We start from the raw sequence: 18,589 nt of genomic DNA on the forward strand, positions 1-18,589 counted from the left end.
CGGAATGCCGCTTCCCAGCCGACGAACCCTCCTTCTCGACGTCGACAACGAAACCACCCGTGCACGTGCCTACCGGGAATGTGCGACTCACCAGATCGTGTCCTGCGGAACAAGATTGAACATCAGTGGCAGCGTCGACTGCCGCAGACTACTCGTCCCAACACCGGACCGCTCACGGCCTGGCCTGCGGTGCTACTTCGGTGAACTTGTTGTCGCCTCAGCCGTGAGGCGATCGGATCTTGATGAACCTCGCCTGTCAGGAGGCAACACTCGTGTACAAACTGCTTCTGCGCTTGATGTTTCTGCTGTCTCCGGAACGGGTACACCACCTTGCGTTTCGAGTGATGTGTGTAGTGACGGCATGGCGCCCGTTGCGGTCGTTGGTGGCACGCGTTCTCGGCACTTCCGACCCGGTCTTACGAACGCGTGCCTTCGGCATCGACTTCCCCGCCCCACTCGGCCTGGCGGCCGGATTCGACAAGAGCGGCACTGGTGTGAATGCCTGGGGCGCGATGGGATTCGGATACGCCGAGATCGGAACCGTCACCGCGCAGGCTCAGGCCGGTAACCCGAAACCGCGAGTGTTTCGTCTGTCCGCGGATCGTGCTCTGCTCAACCGGATGGGCTTCAACAACTACGGTGCCGAGCATGTCGCATCCGAGCTTCGCTGCCGCCACACATCGCTGCCGATCGGCGCGAACATCGGTAAGACAAGAGTCGTGCCACCAGAGGGTGCAGCCACCGACTACGCTACAAGCGCACGCCTGCTCGGGGAGGTAGCGGATTTCCTCGTCGTCAATGTCAGCTCACCGAACACTCCCGGACTACGTGACCTGCAGGCGGTGGAGTCGCTCCGGCCAATTCTCACGGCTGTCCTTGGCTGTGTGGACGTTCCGGTGCTGGTAAAGATCTCTCCCGACTTATCGGATGACGACGTCGATGCCGTCGCTGATCTCGCCGTCGAACTCGGCCTGGCGGGTATCGTCGCCACGAACTCGACAACCTCTCGGACTGGTTTGGTGACCCCCGCAGACCAAGCTGCAGCGCTGGGCGCGGGTGGCATCTCCGGCGCACCCATCGCGGACCGTTCCCTCGAAGTGTTGCGCCGCTTGCGCGCCCGCGTCGGTGACCAGCTAACCCTCGTCTCCGTCGGTGGGATCGAGACCGTCGACCAGGCATGGGAACGTATCCTCGCCGGAGCGTCTCTGATCCAAGCGTTCACAGGGTTCATCTACGGCGGACCGTTTTGGATGAAGCGCATCCACCATGGACTGGCCCGCAAAGTCCGCGAGGGTGGCTACATCTCGATCACAGAGGCAGTGGGGGCTGGGACACCTCCGTAGAGATCTGCACGTGGCGCGGCACGTCGCAGTGACCTGCTCGACCGCACCGGAAACCGTCGGTCACGTGACCGCGTTGGCGATCTGCAACGATGGCCCGCTTGACCGGAGGTCACGGCATTACGTAGGGCACACCGGGCTCAGCCCGGACACAGGACGGAACGAGCCCCGGAAGGATTCGTCGGGTACGTCTGCCAACCATGTGAAGAGTCGATCCGAGTGCACAGTGATCGACCCACCGGCTCGCCAGTGCACGACCCTGGGCGTTGCCGCCTCGTGGATCTGAAGTCTTCACAGATTGCGCGATCAGCACATCGGGGTTTCGCTGAGGGCGGATCTGCTCACAGCAGCGCGGCATTGCCGACCGTCTCGTGGCGCTGAATGGTGATGGCATGTCAGAAAACACGATCGATCCCACGGCGGTGCTGGACCGCGATCTGAACCAGCGACTGTTCGCACAGCGGATGATCCTGCTCGGTGATGCGCTCGAACAGGCCAATACCAACCGTATCTGCACCGCCCTACTCGTGTTGGCCGCCGAGGACCCGGAGTCGGACATCGCCCTGGTGATCAACTCCCCCGGGGGCTCCGTCCCCGGGATGCTGGCCATCCGCGATTGCATGCGTGCCGTGCCCAATGATGTCACTACCGTGAACCTGGGCATGGCGTACAGCGCCGGCCAGTTCCTGCTGTCCTCCGGAACCCGCGGCAAGCGAGTGTCTCTCCCACACGGGAAGGTGCTGCTGCATCAGGGTTCCGGCGGGGTGGGTGGCTCGGCCCCGGACGTGGCGATCCAGGCCGACGATATCCGCCACACCCGGGACACAGTTCTCGCCTGCATCGCAGAGGACACCGGCCGGTCCGTTGACCAGATCGCGGAGGACTCGTTACGCGACCGGTGGTTCACCGCGGACGAGGCACTCGAATACGGTTTCATCGACCGGATCGCAACCTCGCTCGACGACCTGATCCCCCGTCGGCTCCCGCGGACCTTCGGCCTGGGGGTGGTGAAGTGAGCACCTACACGATCCCCTACGTCACGCTCTCGACCTCGAGCGGCGAACGCACCGTGGACATCTACAGTCGGTTGCTGGCCGAGCGGATCGTCTATCTGGGCACCGCCGTCGACCAAGGCGTCGCGAACGCAATCATCGCCCAATTGCTCCACCTGGAGAGCGACAGCCCGGATCGTCCGATCTCCCTGTACATCAACTCGCCCGGAGGGGCCATCGCGTCGGTCCTGGCGGTGTACGACGCAATGCAGTTCGTGCGCGCGCCGATCGAAACCACCTGCGTGGGCGAGGCGGTCGGCAGCGCGGCGCTGCTGTTGGCCGGCGGCACTCCGGGCCGACGGGCGATACTGCGCCATGGCCGGGTCGTGTTGCATCCGCCCATGACCGAGGGCGGCCGCGCAGCCATTCCAGATCTCGTGATCGAGGCCGAGGAGATCGAACGCGTGCGCAGGTTGCAGGAACAGATCCTCGCCGACCGTACCGGCCGCAACGCCGATCAGGTACGACGCGACATCGAACGACAGTTGGTTCTCACACCCGATGCGGCGATCGACTACGGCATCGTCGACACCGTCGTCGCCAATCGCTCGACACATTGACCGAGGCACCGATCGCAGTGCGCCGCCGACCGACTCACGTCGGTGACGCACTGCGAATCCGGTAAGCGCTCGGCGGTACGGAGTGTTCAGGCCGCCAGGCGCACCGGCGCTGACAATCGGAATTCTCTTTCCGGGTTTGGCTGTGGCGCGGGAACGATCCGATATGCCCGACGGGCAAGTCCCTCGACGCTTGTCCCCAACGCCCCGGCGACAGCGTCGAGCACTTCCGACGAAGGGTCTTTGACCCCGCGCTCGACTTCTGAGAGATACTGGGGTGACACCCCGGCCCGCTCGGCAACGTCTGCCAAGCGTTCGGCACGATCGGTGCGAAGTTGCCGGATCTGTTCGCCGACCACTTCACGCCACAACCTGTGCGGACCACCCCTTGCGTCGGGCGCCGGTTCGTGCAAGCCCCCATCTGTTTCCGAGACCGACGAGGTCTCGGGGAGCGACAAGGCTGCATTCGGCACAAGGGTGAAGGCCGTACCCTCGGCCGGCGCGGGCCCTGTTTCCGCGAGTCGGACCCCGCCGTCTCGGCGGAAGAGATTCTGCACATACACGACGGCCATGACCGCAGGCTACTCGCTCACGGACAGTGGCAAGTGGTGCTAGTAGTACTTTGTTAGGTCGGGAAGGTGTGATGGCAGGTCGGGCAGGTACCGATCCAATAGGCCAGTGCGCGTGGGAGTTCGCGCACAATGCCGTAGAGGGTCAGTCCCGCCCGACCGCTTTCGGGTCGGTCAGCCGCAGGGACGTCAGGAACAGGTGTGCGGCGGTGACGAGGGTGACGTGGTGGTGCCAGCCGAGCCAGGAGCGGCCCTCGAAATGGTCGAGTCCGAGACCGGTTTTCAGTTCCCGGTAGTCGTGCTCGATGCGCCAGCGGATCTTTGCCAGCCGCATCAACTCCGGCAGGGGTGTGTCCTCGGGCAGGGTGGACAGCCAGAAATCGGTGGGGGCGGCCGCTCCGACCGGCCATTCGGCGAGCAGCCACGCCTGCGGCAGCACACCGTCCTCATCGCGGGGAATCGAGCGATTCGCCGGGCGGATCCGCAGTGCCACGAAGCGTGAGCGCATCGCCGCGGCCGGATTGGCCGGCCCGGTCTTGGCTCCGTGGCGCCAGGTGACCTGGGTCAGCGCCTCGACGCCGGCCGCCAGGACGAGGTCTGTGCAGGTCACCGCCGCCGGGTAGCGTCGTGTCGGAGGCCGGCCGCGGCCCGAGTATTCCGCGGTGGCCGGGACCGCATCACCCGGATGCGCGAGGGTCGCGCTCTTGACGGCCACGACGTAGGCCAGGTCACGGTCGGTCAGAGATTGACGGAAGGTGGCCGAGTCGCCGTAGCCGGCGTCGGCGACGATCACCGGCGCGGTCCGGCCCCACGAGATCAGCTCGTCGAGCATCTCGAGGGCGAGTGCCGCCTTGGAGCGGTACCGTTCCTCGTCGGGAATGGCGTTGCGTCGCCGGCGGGCCGCGGTCGCTGCGGCCGCCTCCGGATCGTCGCAACGCTGATCGTCCCAGCTCTCGGGCAGATACAGCCGCCAGTCCAGGGGTGCGGACGCGGTATCGGTGGCGGCGTGCACACTGACCGCGACCTGGCAGTTCCCGATCTTGCCCAAGGTGCCCGAGTACTGCCGGGCCACACATGGCGAGCCGTCACCGTCCTTGGCGAATCCGGTGTCGTCGATCACCCACGCATCCGGCGCAATCAGATCACATGCCTTACGGGACAGCGTCTTCCGCACCGGCACCGGATCCCACGGGGAGGTGGTGACGAACTGCTGCAGACGTTGGTGATCGACTCCGAGCCGGTCGGCCATCGGCTGCATCGACTTGTGGCGACCATCGAGCATCAACCCCCGCGCATACACCCCTGCCGTCGCCCGCTGATCCTTGCGTTTCAGCGACGAGAACGCCTCGTCGACGAACACGTCGAGACGTTCGCCGACATCGGTCAGGGCAGCGGAATCCACCCGGTCATCGTCCCGGACACCACGCCGAAACTCGAGGCCCCGCAACAAGAAGTGGCGAACCTAACAAAGTCCTACTAGGAGACCGAATCCCTCCGCGCGGTGTCCTGGTGTGAATTTCATTGCGTGGCCCATGCGATGAGTTCGTCGCGGGTGAAACCGGTGATCGTCTGTCCTCGAACACCGCTGGTTCGTTACCGGTCGCGGTCCAGTTGTGTCGAACGCAATGCTGCGGAGCGTGCCGAGGTGCTCGAATAGCTCGCCGAACTTGATCAACACAGCAGATTTCGAGCAGGTCGGATGGGTCTCGCCAGTGCAGACATGCCCCTGCGAAGGTGGTATCGGCGGTGCTCGCCCGAGCCGGTGGTCAATGCGGGCCGTCGTCATGTGTCCGAGTCCGTTGGCGCCCCACTCATTTCCGTGGCTGAGCACTCTTGCGGCATACCCCTAGGGGGTATAGTGTCCTCGTTGCCGTAGATACCCCGTAGGGGTATATCGAAGGAGGAGAACCATGACCACGAACGAGTACCGGGTGATGGGCATGACCTGCGCCCACTGCGAGATGTCGATCCGTGAAGAAGTCGGCGAGATCCCCGGCATCGAGGACATCCAGGTCAGCGCGAAGACGGGCACTCTCGTCGTTGCCGGCTCTGGCGAGATCGACGACGCGCAGGTCCTCGCCGCCGTGAAAGGCGCCGGTTACTCGGCGGTGCGGGCTCGATGAGGGCGCGAATGCGACCCGCGCTGTACCGGGTCAGCCGGGTACGCGCGTTCGGTCTCACCGGCGTCCACCTACCCGGGAACGGCCTGGACGAACGCACACGCCGCGGTCGGATCACCGGCTGATTCATTCGTAAGAAGGAGCTCAGACCATGCGGACTCCGATCAAGCTCGGCGGGTTCGTTGCCGCACTGGCCGCGGTGCTCGGCATTTCGTTCGGTGCCGGCAACGCCGTCGGACCCCTCGGGCACGCAAACACGAACACACACGTCACAGAGGGCGGGATCATGACAGACTCCACTGACCAGTCCCCGTCGAGTCGTACGGAGACTGGGCACGTCAGTCGTAAGGCAGGTGGCGGCCTGCCTGGTGGCTTGATGGTTTCGCAGGACGGATACACCTTCGTGGCGGACGAGACCATCCTCGCGCAGGGTCGGACGACGTTGACCTTCCGCATTCTCGGCCCCGATGGGCTGCCGCTCACCAACTTCCAACCCACCCACGACGCGGACCTGCACTTCTTCGCCGTGAGCCGCGATCTGAACCGCTTCAACCACCTGCACCCACGGATGGACGACTCCGGCACGTGGAGTATCGACCTCGACCTCGCTCCGGGGGCCTGGCGACTGCTGGCCGATTTCCGTCCGGTCGGGCAAGAGACCATGACGCTCGGCAGCGACGTGTTCGTTGTCGGCGTCTACCAGCCGCAGCCGTTGCCGCCAGCCGGCGCCACAGCCACGGTCGACGACTACACGGTGACATTACGCAGCGGGCTTACTGCCGGAGAGCCCGGTGAACTGATCCTGACGGTCGCTCGTGGCGGCGAACCGGTCACCGATCTCGAGCCCTATCTGGCTTCCTACGGACACCTGGTGGCGTTGCGCGCCGGTGACATGGCCTATCTGCACGTGCATCCCGAGGGAGAACCGGGGGACGGCACCACCGCGGCGGGGCCGGAGATCGCCTTCCACGCCACCGCCCCGTCGGCCGGTGCCTACCGGCTGTTCCTGGACTTCAAACACGACGGTGTCGTCCGGACCGCGGCGTTCACCGTCCACGCCGCGGCAAGCGAATCCAACTCGGCTGCAACCACAGACGAAGCCAGCTCTGGGACCCACGGCGATCGCTCCCACAACTGATCCCCTCCGATGCGGGGCAGCGCGCCCAGTCGGTGTTCACCAGAGAAGCACGAAAGGCAGACAGTCCATGACTGCGCTCAAAGACGTCACACCGTCATCCGGCGGTGACCACCAGGTCGAGCTCGCCATCGGCGGAATGACCTGTGCCTCATGCGCGAACCGCATCGAGCGCAAACTCAACAAACTCGACGGCGTGACCGCGACGGTCAACTATGCCACCGAAAAAGCGAAGGTCACCTATGCCGACGGCATCGATCGGTCCGTTCTCGTCGAGGCGGTGGAGCAGGCCGGTTACACCGTGCAGCTGCCGCAACCCCCGAACTCCACCGATACAGCGAGCGGTGCACCAGCTGGCGTTCGGGACGAGAACGGCTCGGTTCGTGCACTGCGTACCCGGGTGATCGTCTCCGCGGTGCTCAGCGTCCCGGTGATCGCAATGGCGATGATCCCCACCCTGCAGTTCACCTACTGGCAGTGGCTCTCACTCACCCTGGCGGCACCGGTGATCGTGTGGGCCGGTTACCCGTTCCACAAGGCAGCATGGACGAATCTTCGGCACGGCACCGCCACGATGGACACCCTGATCTCGATGGGCACCGGTGCCGCCCTGCTGTGGTCGCTCTACGCACTGTTCTTCGGCACCGCCGGAGAACCCGGGATGACACACCCATTCGAGTTCACGATCGCTCGCGGGAACGGTGCCGGCAACATCTACCTCGAGGTCGGTGCGGGTGTCGTCACGTTCATCCTGCTCGGCCGCTATTTCGAGGCCCGCTCCAAACGCCGTGCCGGGGCCGCACTCCGCGCGCTGCTCGAGCTCGGAGCCAAGGAGGTCTCGGTTCTGCGTACCGGAGGCGAGGAACGGATCAGCATCGACCGGCTGGCCGTTGGCGATCGTTTCATCGTCCGCCCCGGAGAGAAGATCGCCACCGACGGCAGGATCGTCGAGGGATCGTCCGCCGTCGACGCCTCGATGGTCACCGGCGAATCCGTCCCCGCCGAGGTGGTCCCAGGCGACGCCGTGGTCGGCGCCACCGTCAACGCGGGTGGACGGTTGGTGGTCGAAGCTACCCGCGTCGGTGCCGACACCCAGCTGGCACAGATGGCTCGAATGGTCGAAGACGCGCAGAACGGCAAGGCCCAGGCACAGCGGCTCGCCGACACAATCTCGGGCATCTTCGTCCCGATCGTGATCGCCCTGGCCGTCGCGACATTCGGGTTCTGGGCCGGCGCCGGTGGCTCCACTACCGCAGCATTCACCGCCGCTGTCGCGGTGCTGATTATCGCCTGCCCGTGTGCCCTGGGCCTGGCCACTCCGACCGCGCTGATGGTCGGCACCGGTCGCGGCGCGCAACTCGGTATCCTGATCAAGGGACCGGAGGTGCTCGAGACCACTCGGCGTATCGACACCGTGGTGCTCGACAAGACCGGCACGGTCACCAGCGGGCAGATGACGCTCCTCGACACGATCGTCGCCGACGGCGAGAACGAGCAGGAACTGCTCCGACTTGCCGGCGCTATCGAAAATGCCTCGGAGCACCCGATCGCCCAAGCGATCGCCCAGGGTGCCACAGCTCGGGTTGGCACGCTGCCAGCGGTCGAGGATTTCGCCAACATCGAAGGACTCGGCGTGCAGGGCATCGTCGCAGACCGCGAGCACAGCCGCGCCGTGCTCGTCGGCCGCTCCCGTCTGCTCGCCGACTGGTCTCAGCACCTGTCCCCGAAGCTGGAGTCCGCAATGACGGCCGCCGCAGAAAAGGGTCAGACCGCGGTAGCGGTCGGCTGGGACGGCAAGGCCCGCGGTGTCCTGGTGGTAGCCGACGCAATCAAGCCGACCTCCGCGGACGCCATCGGGCAGTTGAAGGACCTGGGGTTGACCCCGGTACTGCTTACCGGCGACAACACCGCCGTGGCGCACGCGGTCGCCGCAGCGGTCGGAATCGACGCGCAGAACGTGATCGCCGAAGTGATGCCTGCCGACAAGGTTGCGGTGGTCACTCGATTCCAGCAGGAGGGCAAGAAGGTAGCCATGGTCGGCGACGGTGTCAACGATGCTGCCGCCCTGGCTCAGGCGGACCTCGGTCTGTCCATGGGCACCGGTACCGACGTAGCGATCGAAGCCTCCGACATCACCCTCGTGCGTGGCGATCTACGGGCAGCCGCTGACGCGATCCGGCTCTCGCGCCGCACATTGGGCACCATCAAGGGCAACCTGTTCTGGGCCTTCGCCTACAACGTCGGCGCGCTGCCGTTGGCGGCGGCCGGACTGCTCAATCCGATGTTGGCCGGGGCTGCGATGGCGTTCTCCTCGGTGTTCGTCGTCTCCAACAGTCTGCGGTTGCGCAACTTCAAGGCGGCCCAAACCCCTGCCCACGCCGGCGCCGGTACACAGGTCCGGCGCGAGCCGGTCAACGCCTGAGCCGAAGGACGTTCGCGGCCGAGCGGTCGACCGCCAACCATTGGGGCCGGCCGACCATGACGCAGCATCCACAAGATTTGCCCGGCCGGTACCGACGGCATCCGGTACGTGCCAGGTGCGTTGTCCGGCCTCGACGGACGAACCGCGTCGGGTGAGAACACCCGGGGCACAACTCGAAAGGAAGGGAACATCATGTCCACCACGAACACCTACCACGTCTCCGGAATGAGCTGCGGCGGCTGCGCCCGAAAAGTCGCCGGGCAGGTCGAGCAGATACCGGGCGTTACCGACGTCCACGTCGACCTCGCCACCGGTGGCATCGCCGTGACGAGCAACGATCCGATCGACGACGACACCGTCACGCAGGCGATCGAACAGGCCGGCTACCAGCTCGCCCGCTGACGCTCGCTTCCGGTCCTGCACGCGTATTCCCTGCTGCGGCCCGCCGGTCATCTCGGCGACCGGCGGGCCGCAGCGCTCCATTCTCACCCATCCGTACCCAGAAACGCTCTGCCGGCGCGAAGGATTCTTATGTCTCGTCTTCCCCAACTCACACCCGATACCGCGGTCGGTGCCTCTCGTGATCTGCTGGGCGACCTCGTCGCTCGGTACGGTCAGGTCGGCGCCATGGTCTCCACTATGGCGCACTCGCCAGCTGTTCTGGGCGGCTACCTGCAGCTGAGTCGAGCAATGAATCGGGCCAAACTCGATCGCGGGACCAGTGAGCGCATCTCGATCGCGATCCAGACCCAAGTGGGATGCCGACTGTGTCTCGACTCGCACATCGCGGCGGCGCGCGCTGCGGGCGTCGACGGCAAGGAGATCGAACGCGCCCGCGCCGGCACCTCCGCCGATCCTGCGGCCGCGGCAATCATCGCACTCGCGCTGCAGATCTACCGTGAACCGACCTCGATCACCGACGACCAGATCACCACCCTGCGCAACCACCACTACAGCGACCGCGAGATCGCCGACGTCGTGGGAATCGTCGCCCTCAATATCCTTACTGGCGCTTTCAATCTCGTCGCCGGCCTGAAATGAGGATGAACATGTCCACCATGACAACGATGCTGGCGCGACTCACCCGACATCCCGGCACCCGAACAGTAGCTCGCTGTGCGGTGGGGTGTGCTCTGGCGATGGTCGGGTCCCGACTGCAGCGACCACACCATCCCCCAATCGACTCACACCCCCGGCCCGTATGGTAAGGGTTGCTTGTAAGAACTCCGGCTTTCAGGAGGACACCATGGCCACCTCTATTGTCGCGGCCCCTACTGCAGCCGAATGCCATGAACACATCGGGCACGGTTACATCAATTCCAAGGACGACTACCTCAAACGACTGAAGCGGATCGAGGGACAAGCCCGCGGATTGCAGAAGATGGTCGAGGATGAAAAGTACTGCATCGACATCCTCACCCAGGTCTCCGCCATGACGAAAACCTTGCAGGCCGTGGCGATCGGGCTACTCGAAGACCACCTCAGTCACTGCGTCGTCGATGCTGCTGTCGCCGGTGGTCCGGAAGCAGAGGCGAAGATCAAAGGGGCAACGGACGCAATCGCCCGACTCGTCCGTTCCTGACCAAGATGGCAGCTCGGCACTCGCTGGCCGAGTTCGCGAAAGTCCGAGCGTCGACGATGCCTGGAGGCAGGACACCGTGGGCGGCAATCTCATTGTGAGAGGCCCAGTGTGGCGAGCGAAATTCAGGTGACGCGCCGCAGCCCCGCCCACGTTCGATCGCTGTCGAAGCAGACCAGGTTCACATTGGGGACCGGCCGCGCACGTCGTTCGAGATTCGTCGAGGCGGCACCGACGAAGCCATCCCTGCCGCGGCCCACAGTGCGGCCCCACCGTTGCACGCGCCGACGCCGGCGGACCGTACGCGTCCCCATAGGGATCCCGGGGCGCCTGTCGATTCGGTCATTGCGGGCGACATCGACGTTCGCGGAAACTCGTTCTTCTGACAACCGGGCACGATGCTCATCTGCACTGACCGAGCGAAAGGCGCAGTGATCTTCAGACTTGCCCTCACCCTCGGGGGAATGAACGCCCGTCCGGATACCTTCTGCAACACAGTGCCCGCTTCGTGAGAGCAAGCGATCCGAGGGCTCGTCGAGGCGGGCACGGGACATCGGTCACTGCGACTATCGGAGGATGGTGAAACGGTACATCTCGTTCGGTGATCCGATTTCGGTCGCACGTAACTCGCCACGGACACCGGCGTACGCTCCGGTCCCTCCGGTGATGGTCATATCAAGATCCTTGCCGCGCTCCCACAGCGCGGTCGCCGTGATCTGACCACCAGCAAGCCGGTTGGAGATCACGCATTGCTGCGTGATCGTGGTGCCGGCGATGTCGACGGTCTGGCAATGACCACCACCGTCGCCAGCCATTCTTCCGTTCTCATCGACGAGGTCGTACGAGTACACATACATGTCACCCAGTTTGGGCTCCGCTGCCGGGCCGGCATACTGGTCGTTTGCGACTTTCAAGTTGATTGATTCCGTCTGGACCTCGGAATCGGGGGCCGCGACTGTTACGGACTCGGAGGTACCGGAGGGTTCATTCGAGCAGGCAGAAAAGAGCACAGTGACCCCAGCCAGGGTAGCCGCGCCCAGAGCAATATAAGCCATCCGATCCATCGATTCCTCGATTCCGTTGTAGCTCAGGAGAAGTACTTTCTGTTTCGGGTGCGCCGGAATTGTTTCGTGCCGATGGCGTGCACTCCACAGGAGTGTTCCGGGAGTCGGAACGCTGTCAGTTTCCGCTCGGCAGGGATTGTCGCCCTCTCAGGCTTCGAGTCCATGTAGATCGGAGAGGGACCTCGGGATGCCGGGCATGCGGCGCGTCGGCTGAGAGTCTCAGGACCGGGTTGCTCGGCCGCATGAAGCCCGTCGCGATCGGCATCAGGCTCGCATGGTGACCAGCGCGCATAGGGCGTTCGCGGCGGGGCTCAGCGGTCCCTGTGCTCGAGTTACCAGAGCGAGGCGGGCGGACACTCCCGGGGTGATCAGGACCGCACGGACATGCCCTTGGCCATCGTCCTCTGCGATCTCGGATACAGGCAGAATCGCAGTTCCGAACCCCCGATGCGCGAGTTGCGCCGCCACCCGCGGATCGCTGACTTCAAACGCTATGTGAGCTCGCAGGGCGGCCTCGGCGAAGCTCGCATCGAGAGCCGAACGGACACCCGTGCCGCGGGGCAGCGTGATCAGTGGGCGTCCGGCAAGCTCGTGAAGGCCGGCAGTGGGCTTGTCGGACAGTGGATCGGTGCAGGCTACAAGGGCAACGAGCGACTCCTCCCGGATGATGCGACAAGCGACACCCGGCGGCGAGCCGCCGGCCAGGCCGACGAAAGCCAGGTCCAGTCGTCCGGTGCGGACCTCCTTGAGGAGGGATTCCGAACCCTGTTCCGTCAGGGTTATCTCGATGTCTGGGTAGCGCGCGTGAAAGTTCGATAGCAGCGCGATGAGGTCGAGCGCCGCTGAGGGCACCGAGCCGATACCGACGTGCCCACGGACCAGGCCTGCGACCGCATCTGCCGCATCGCGCGTCGCCGATGCGGCCGCGACTGCGGCGCGCGCGTAGGGCAGTACTGCGGTACCGACCTGGGTCAAGGTCACGGTCCGCCCCGATCGGTCTAGCAGGGCGTGCCCCAGTTCGCGTTCCAGTTGGCGAATCTGGGCGCTGACACCTGGTTGCGTGACGTGTAGTCGATCCGCTGCTCGGGTGAAGTTCGCCTCGTCGACGACAGCCAGAAAGTACCGCAGTTGGCGCAGTTCCATAATTATTCATTCTAGCTTCGAGACGAACCAGCTCTTGGACGTATCACTGCTATCGGGCCTAGAGTGGTCATCGACTTGCTGTTGAACGAAACTGCTTGCAATTCAACTTCGTTGGTTCCTCCCGTACGTGCATACGCGGCGGTCATATTCCCCGAGCGAAAGGCAACTCATGCGTCTCCCCAATCAGTTCTTGGTTTACGTCAGCGATGCCGCCTCGGCGGCAACGTTCTACGGTGAACTGTTCGGAATGCAAGCCGAAATGCTCAGCAGCCGCTACGCGATCTTTGATCTGGGCGGCGGCGTCGTTCTCGCGCTCTGGGGGAGAAAGGGTCGAACGGCCGATACTTCCACGGGTCCCACCTTCGAGGTTGGGCTCCTGGTCGATGGGGGAAGCCCGAAGATCCTCGAGATCTACGACGAGTGGGTGGACAAAGGCGTCGAGATACTGGAGGAACCGTCCGAGGGTGTATTCGGGATGACCTTTGTAGCCGCGGACCTGGATGGCAACCGACTTCGGGTAGCGCCGGTCGATCACTGAACATGTATTGAGGTGGCCGGTGTACCACCACAGGAAACAATGCCTCGCGCCGAAGGTGTACTCCTGGGAGGCATACCCAAGAGGTGAGTCTTCGCAGACGTATTGCGTCAGCATGATGCTGGCTCGTGGCTCTCCGTCGTCCTGACGATCGGGGATCAAGCGGACAGCGCCGCGTTCGGTGGCCGCGCGTCTCACCGTTCGGTCGAGGCCGGCCGACTTGAATGTCGCCGGGCCGAGACCTACCTTCAGGCCCGCGACCTCACCAGGCCGGCTGCTGTTGCGAGCCTCGGTGTTCCGGTCGTGAAGATCTTCGGTGCTTGTGCCAGATCCACTTCGGTGATTCTCACGAACGAATGGAGCCCGATCGCCGAACAGGGCACCGTCAGGTTTTTCCACTCGTCACGCTCCACGATCGATGCCGTGGCATGCCTGCCAGATTGAGGGGACATATGCCAGGGCCGACTAGTTACGGAATGGGCTCGGCCACAGAGGATACCGGTGGTGACGGCTCCGCCGGATCCGAATTGCGTGTGAGGCCGATGTATCCCCACAATGCGAAAGCGACTACGGCGACGCCGGTGATGAACAGTGCGCGTTTGGCATCAGTGGATATCCGGGTGCTAGTTCCCGGGGTGTCCTCGAGCGGGACGTCAACGATTTCGACCGACGGCCGCGGGGCCGGCCGCACCAATGCCGTCCACGCCTCGCCGTTCCACCACCGGTGTAGACCGTCGGTGTGGGGGTCCGGATGCCATCCGAGGGCGCGGGGCTCGGTCACGGTTTCCGCTCCGGGACAGCCGAGGTGGCATGGTCGATGACCGCCTTCGGTTGTGCGCCGGTTAGATCCGCAGCTGATAGGTCTGCGGTATGCCAGGCCGCGGAGCTCAGGTCGAGGCGCATGAGCTTGGCAGCCCGCAGATCCGTTCCCGTCAGATCGGTGCGATCGCAGGTCGCTGCGATCAGTTGCGCACCCCGTAACACAGCGTCGGTGAGTTCGGCGCCGGACAGGTCGGCTCCGTTGAACGAGGCATAGGTTGCGGTGCACCGGACCAATCGCGCACCGGACAAGTTCGCGTCTGTGAATCGGGTGTTCGCTGCGACGATGTCCGTGAGGTCGGCGCCGGACAGATCCGATCCGCTCAGATCCGCATCGGTGAGCACACAGCCTCTCGCCACCAATCCTGGAAAATAGCTGCGCTGCAACCTCATCCCAGCCAGGTCTGCGCCGGAGAGATCGATCCGGAACGGCCCGAGGTGACGCCGGACATTCAGATGTGTGGCAACGCCGACGAACATCTGCTCCCGTACGATTCGTTCGTCGTGCTCGCTGCCGGCTTCGATGCTCGTACCCGGCACGAACCGCTCCAGCCGATGGTTTGCCCGCAGGTACCCACAGATCAGATCCAGACAGCGTTGATGTTCGAGCAGTATCCGTTCGGCGCGGGGAGATCGTCGGGCGATTCGGCACCAGTCGTCGGCGACGGCCAGCAGCTCGTATACGGCTGCCAGTCGAAGTGTCGGGCGCTCCTCGGCGAGCATGCGCGCGGCATCACACATGCGGCTACGCAATTCCCGGACATGGGCGGGCGTGAGATCGAGTTGTCGATGTGTGGTCAACAGCTTCCGTTGCGCGGACAGACTTTGCGCCAGCGATACCGCCGAGGCCACCATCGTCACTGCCAACACCACCGTCGCGACCGGTTGCGCGGTCGCCTCCCAAGCCTGGGCGATCTCGATCTGCCCCAACACAGCAACCGCGGCGGACATTCCAGCGATCATTGCGACGGTCACGACAGTCACCGCTGCGCCGCCGACCAGATAGCGAATTGTTCGTCCCATCTGAAACTCTCGATTCTCCCTGCGCATGTGTGGTTGTGTCCCAGGATGGGCAAGTGCTGAGCAGGTGCACACCCTGAATCACCGCGGGATCACCACCCCCACGAGACCACCGTTATGAGCCCACCCCGTTCACTGCTGCCGAGTCTCCGTCGGTGCCAGGTCGAGGCCTTCGACAACTGGTGTCGCAGCAGATAATTCCACCCGATGCACTACCGTTCCGGATTCGTCGTGCAGGGCATAGTGTCCGGGCATCAGCCCTGCGAACCGGAACCGACCCTCATCCGTGGTGATCATGCTCCGCTCGATCCGCTGCTCACATGCATCCACTCCGGTCAACCACATACGAGATCCTGGACGCGCGACGCCGGCGAGTTGTCCGTTCGCGCGGCCCACGACGGTCACCACCCGCTCGGTACCGGCTGCGTCGGTACGCCCTGAGTCACTCGTCCAGGTCGGTGCCCTGCCCGGCGGCGCGCACGCCGTGACAGGCAACTTCGACAACTCCACCTGCCCGACCGCCGTGTACTGCTCGTGTAGATACGCTCCGACCGCTCCATCCTCGACCGCCGCCTCGGACACCGGAACCACCACCGTGTGCACCTCACCTGCTTCGAGCGGTCCGATCCGGCAGATCAGCATCGAACGTGTCAACGGCGGAATTCCTTCCGGTGCCTGGTCTTCCGTGTTGAGTACCTGCTCGACCAGCTGGGAACCGAAGGTGCATCCTCGCGGAATCGAACCCGACCCGACCGGGGTCTCTGCAGTGATCCTCAATGAATAGTCCCCCGAATACGGAGCGCGCACCACCGCCGCGTACTCCACCGATCGCGGCTCTGCTTCCGCCCGCGGTCCGTGTACAGAGGACCGCAGCGGGTCGGCGGTCGCGGGTACGCCGAGCATCCATGAACCCGTCACTCCAACGGCGAACAACCGCATCCACACCGGCAGAGGTCTGCGCCTTGCCAACACAACCGTTCTCCTTACCCGGGCTTCTGCCGCACCTACGCATCGTGCGATGCCCTCGTAGGGACTTTCGGTGGGGTTTGCCTGTCCGTTAGGTGCAAGCGGGGTGAGAATCGGGGTGAAGACATTCATCCGAAATCTGTTAACCGAAACATATTGGCGTTCAAAATATTCGGCGCGCCGCTGCTGTTCCGGCACACGTGTTCCGGGGCCCGGACGCCGAGCCTGCACGTTGAGCGTGCACGGCCGATCGGTACCACCACGATCGCTGAGAGCCGGTGAGATCCGTCATCACAGCCTTCGCGTCGACTTCGGATGCGCACACCGATCGACGGGACTGGGGCCTTCCGGAGATCAGGGGATCAGCCGCAGCTCCCGAGCGCGGGTGAGAGCACCGGTGAGGGTGTGCACCTCGAGTTTGCTGTAAATGCTCCGCAGCTGCGTTTTGATGGTGTTGTTCGAAACGAAAAGGGTCTGCGCCAGGTCTTTGCGGGCGACGCCACGATCGAGATGGATGAGAACTTCCCGTTCCCGAGCGGTGAGTACGATCTCCGATACCGACTCGGGAAACACGTCGGCAGGTAGATTCACCGGCACGGTCGTGCCGGTGAGCTCGGCCAGCTCCCGCCACACTGGTTCGTGAATCGTGCTCCACGCCCGACGGTTTCCGAGGGCATCAGCCAGTGTGGTGGCACGAGCCCACGCGCGTGCCGCCTCCTCCCGATCGGTGTGTAGATAGGTAGCCGCCTCGATCAGCAGCGCTTCGAGGTGAGCCCGGGGCCAGCCACAGTCGGGCCACGAGATTCGGGTGAGCATTGCCCGGGCTGCTTCCGGATGCCCCGTGAGCACTTCTACGCGGGCGGCAGCCACCACCACCAACGGGTGACCACTGCTGTCCGAGGCAGCCACTGCACGGGCAACGTTGCCTTTGCCGAGAGCAAGAAGTAGATCGATCTCGGCGGCGGTGAGCAGCACATGCGAAAGCGCACCGGGTTGATGCAGATTGCGGTGACCGTCGCTGACCCGGTGCAACATGGTCAATCCGGTGTAGGCGTCGCCGGACATCAACGCGTACTGGGCATGGGCATAGGCGACAAGCCCCCACAGCTCTTCGCCCGTCGGCGGAATCCCGAGCAGGTCCAAGACGGACTTGGCACCGTCGAAATCGAGTCGGTCCAGGCGTGCCAACACCGTTGCCACACGACCACCGACCCTGACCATCTCGTCCCAGTACCCAACTTGGGTGTCGACTCGGGCCTCGGCATCGAGCCACTCGTCCACCCGAGCGAGATCACCTGACAATGCCCAGTTCGCCGCGATACTCCCGGCAGCATTGAGCACCACGAAATCGAACCCGGCGGCCAGGGCATCACGGTGAGCGCGTTCGAACTCGGCAGTGGCAGCAGGAAGATCGCCGGCCAGTTGCATGCAGATTGCCCACTGGAGGCGGAGGGTCGGCAGCTGGGCTGTGACATTGTGGGGCTGATGTTCGAGCATCGCCTGCACCAGTGACCCCAAACAACCGGCTCGCTCACCGGCCTCGAGCAGGCTCCCCGCCATACGCAATGCGATGGCCTGGACGGAGCCCACATGCAGCGCACGGCAAGCCTCCGGTCCCGCGCCGACAACGACCACGTCAGCCGGATCAGTAGGAATGGCAACATTCAGCATCGGATGTCCGGTCAGTGACTGCACGAACAGTGCCTTGCCGGCCGCGACCCCCGGATAGCGGTCGACCACCGACTCGGGTACCGCCCGCAACAGGTGCACCAACGTCGCGAAATGGTCGGCGATCATCTCGCTCCAGTGCTCGTCGACGATACGCTCGGCCACATCCCACTCGCGCGCATCGACGGCGTACTGGGCCGCCTCCGCATACCGGCCTGCGGACAGCCGCTCGACTGCCAGGCGAGCAAGGATCTGCTCGACGTTTCCCCGCCGTTCCAGGCGCGCAGTATCGAGAACGTGCTCCCGCACCACGGTCGGCCACGTCCAGGTGCGCTGCACTCCGTCGTACGACTCGAGCATCAACCCCACTGCGTCGAGCTGCTCGAGCAGTTCCTCGCACGAGCAGACCCCCGTCACCTCCGCGGCCTCGGCCTGCGTGGCGCTGCGCAGCACCACGGCCAGCACCGCAAACCGGCGAGCCCGGTCGTCGAGCCGCCGCATACGCTCCTGGACGTAGTCGTCGACCACCCGATCGACTGCCGGGGCCAGCCGACCGCCGTCACCGACCGGCACGTCCGGCGCGAGCTGCAACATCGCTAC

18 protein-coding genes are annotated in these 18,589 nt (G+C 64.6%); 10 read left to right on the top strand and 8 right to left on the bottom strand.

The window, feature by feature from the left end; translation table 11 throughout:
• The first annotated feature begins 272 nt into the window (after positions 1-272).
• The 3 genes from ACN675_RS05110 (at position 273) to ACN675_RS05120 (ending at position 2,952) form a co-directional block, all read left to right on the top strand.
• The gene (locus ACN675_RS05110; protein ID WP_420749831.1) at positions 273-1,343 is read left to right on the top strand and encodes a quinone-dependent dihydroorotate dehydrogenase; all 1,071 of its coding nucleotides are present in this window, start codon (positions 273-275) and stop codon (positions 1,341-1,343) included.
• A 389-nt stretch (positions 1,344-1,732) separates the two neighbouring features.
• Positions 1,733-2,356 (top strand): ClpP family protease, encoded by a 624-nt coding sequence (locus ACN675_RS05115; RefSeq protein ID WP_420749832.1) that lies wholly within the window; start codon positions 1,733-1,735, stop codon positions 2,354-2,356.
• Positions 2,353-2,952, top strand: coding sequence for a ClpP family protease (locus tag ACN675_RS05120; protein WP_420749833.1), 600 nt, complete (start codon positions 2,353-2,355; stop codon positions 2,950-2,952). The genes ACN675_RS05115 and ACN675_RS05120 overlap by 4 nt, the downstream gene beginning before the upstream one ends.
• Positions 2,953-3,038: 86 nt before the next feature.
• Here ACN675_RS05120 and ACN675_RS05125 read toward each other — a convergent pair whose 3' ends face one another.
• A complete protein-coding gene (locus tag ACN675_RS05125) occupies positions 3,039-3,521 on the bottom strand; it encodes a helix-turn-helix domain-containing protein (RefSeq protein WP_420749834.1) in 483 nt (160 codons plus the stop codon).
• Between the two features lie 142 nt (positions 3,522-3,663).
• Positions 3,664-4,920 (bottom strand): IS701 family transposase, encoded by a 1,257-nt coding sequence (locus tag ACN675_RS05130; RefSeq protein ID WP_420749835.1) that lies wholly within the window; start codon positions 4,918-4,920, stop codon positions 3,664-3,666.
• 508 nt (positions 4,921-5,428) lie between these two features.
• Here ACN675_RS05130 and ACN675_RS05135 point away from each other — a divergent pair.
• The 6 genes from ACN675_RS05135 (at position 5,429) to ACN675_RS05160 (ending at position 10,777) form a co-directional block, all read left to right on the top strand.
• Positions 5,429-5,641, top strand: coding sequence for a heavy-metal-associated domain-containing protein (locus ACN675_RS05135; RefSeq protein WP_420749836.1), 213 nt, complete (start codon positions 5,429-5,431; stop codon positions 5,639-5,641).
• Between the two features lie 373 nt (positions 5,642-6,014).
• A complete protein-coding gene (locus tag ACN675_RS05140) occupies positions 6,015-6,776 on the top strand; it encodes a hypothetical protein (RefSeq protein ID WP_420749837.1) in 762 nt (253 codons plus the stop codon).
• 67 nt (positions 6,777-6,843) lie between these two features.
• Positions 6,844-9,195, top strand: a complete 2,352-nt coding sequence (locus tag ACN675_RS05145; RefSeq protein WP_420749838.1) for a heavy metal translocating P-type ATPase — start codon at positions 6,844-6,846, stop codon at positions 9,193-9,195.
• Between the two features lie 192 nt (positions 9,196-9,387).
• A complete protein-coding gene (locus ACN675_RS05150) occupies positions 9,388-9,597 on the top strand; it encodes a heavy-metal-associated domain-containing protein (RefSeq protein ID WP_420749839.1) in 210 nt (69 codons plus the stop codon).
• A 129-nt stretch (positions 9,598-9,726) separates the two neighbouring features.
• Complete coding sequence (locus ACN675_RS05155; RefSeq protein WP_420749840.1) at positions 9,727-10,236, top strand: carboxymuconolactone decarboxylase family protein; 510 nt, start codon at positions 9,727-9,729, stop codon at positions 10,234-10,236.
• 205 nt (positions 10,237-10,441) lie between these two features.
• Positions 10,442-10,777, top strand: a complete 336-nt coding sequence (locus ACN675_RS05160; RefSeq protein ID WP_420749841.1) for a metal-sensitive transcriptional regulator — start codon at positions 10,442-10,444, stop codon at positions 10,775-10,777.
• A gap of 563 nt (positions 10,778-11,340) precedes the next feature.
• On the opposite strand, the gene ACN675_RS05165 is transcribed toward ACN675_RS05160, so the two are convergent.
• Both ACN675_RS05165 and ACN675_RS05170 read right to left on the bottom strand, forming a co-directional pair.
• On the bottom strand, positions 11,341-11,829 hold the full coding sequence (locus ACN675_RS05165; RefSeq protein WP_420749842.1) for an allene oxide cyclase barrel-like domain-containing protein: 489 nt from the start codon (positions 11,827-11,829) through the stop codon (positions 11,341-11,343).
• 273 nt (positions 11,830-12,102) lie between these two features.
• A complete protein-coding gene (locus ACN675_RS05170) occupies positions 12,103-12,981 on the bottom strand; it encodes a LysR family transcriptional regulator (protein WP_420749843.1) in 879 nt (292 codons plus the stop codon).
• A gap of 169 nt (positions 12,982-13,150) precedes the next feature.
• Between ACN675_RS05170 and ACN675_RS05175 the strand changes: the two genes are divergently transcribed.
• Positions 13,151-13,519: a VOC family protein gene (locus ACN675_RS05175; RefSeq protein WP_420749844.1), complete on the top strand. Its 369-nt coding sequence runs from the start codon at positions 13,151-13,153 to the stop codon at positions 13,517-13,519.
• Between the two features lie 466 nt (positions 13,520-13,985).
• Here the strand turns inward: ACN675_RS05175 and ACN675_RS05180 are convergent, their stop codons facing one another.
• From ACN675_RS05180 to ACN675_RS05195, 4 genes are all read right to left on the bottom strand, one after another.
• Positions 13,986-14,297, bottom strand: coding sequence for a DUF2510 domain-containing protein (locus ACN675_RS05180; RefSeq protein WP_420749845.1), 312 nt, complete (start codon positions 14,295-14,297; stop codon positions 13,986-13,988).
• Positions 14,294-15,310 (bottom strand): pentapeptide repeat-containing protein, encoded by a 1,017-nt coding sequence (locus tag ACN675_RS05185; RefSeq protein ID WP_420749846.1) that lies wholly within the window; start codon positions 15,308-15,310, stop codon positions 14,294-14,296. Before ACN675_RS05185 ends, ACN675_RS05180 begins: the two co-directional genes overlap by 4 nt.
• Before the next feature lie 177 nt (positions 15,311-15,487).
• Entirely contained in the window at positions 15,488-16,519 is a 1,032-nt protein-coding gene (locus tag ACN675_RS05190) for a hypothetical protein (protein ID WP_420749847.1), read from the bottom strand.
• Positions 16,520-16,675: 156 nt separating this feature from the next.
• A partial coding sequence (locus ACN675_RS05195; protein ID WP_420749848.1) for a LuxR C-terminal-related transcriptional regulator occupies positions 16,676-18,589 on the bottom strand: 1,914 nt, incomplete at its 5' end.

The sequence above is a fragment of the Rhodococcus sp. O3 genome, from assembly GCF_048897285.1.
In the GTDB taxonomy this organism is placed as follows: Bacteria; Actinomycetota; Actinomycetes; order Mycobacteriales; family Mycobacteriaceae; genus Rhodococcus.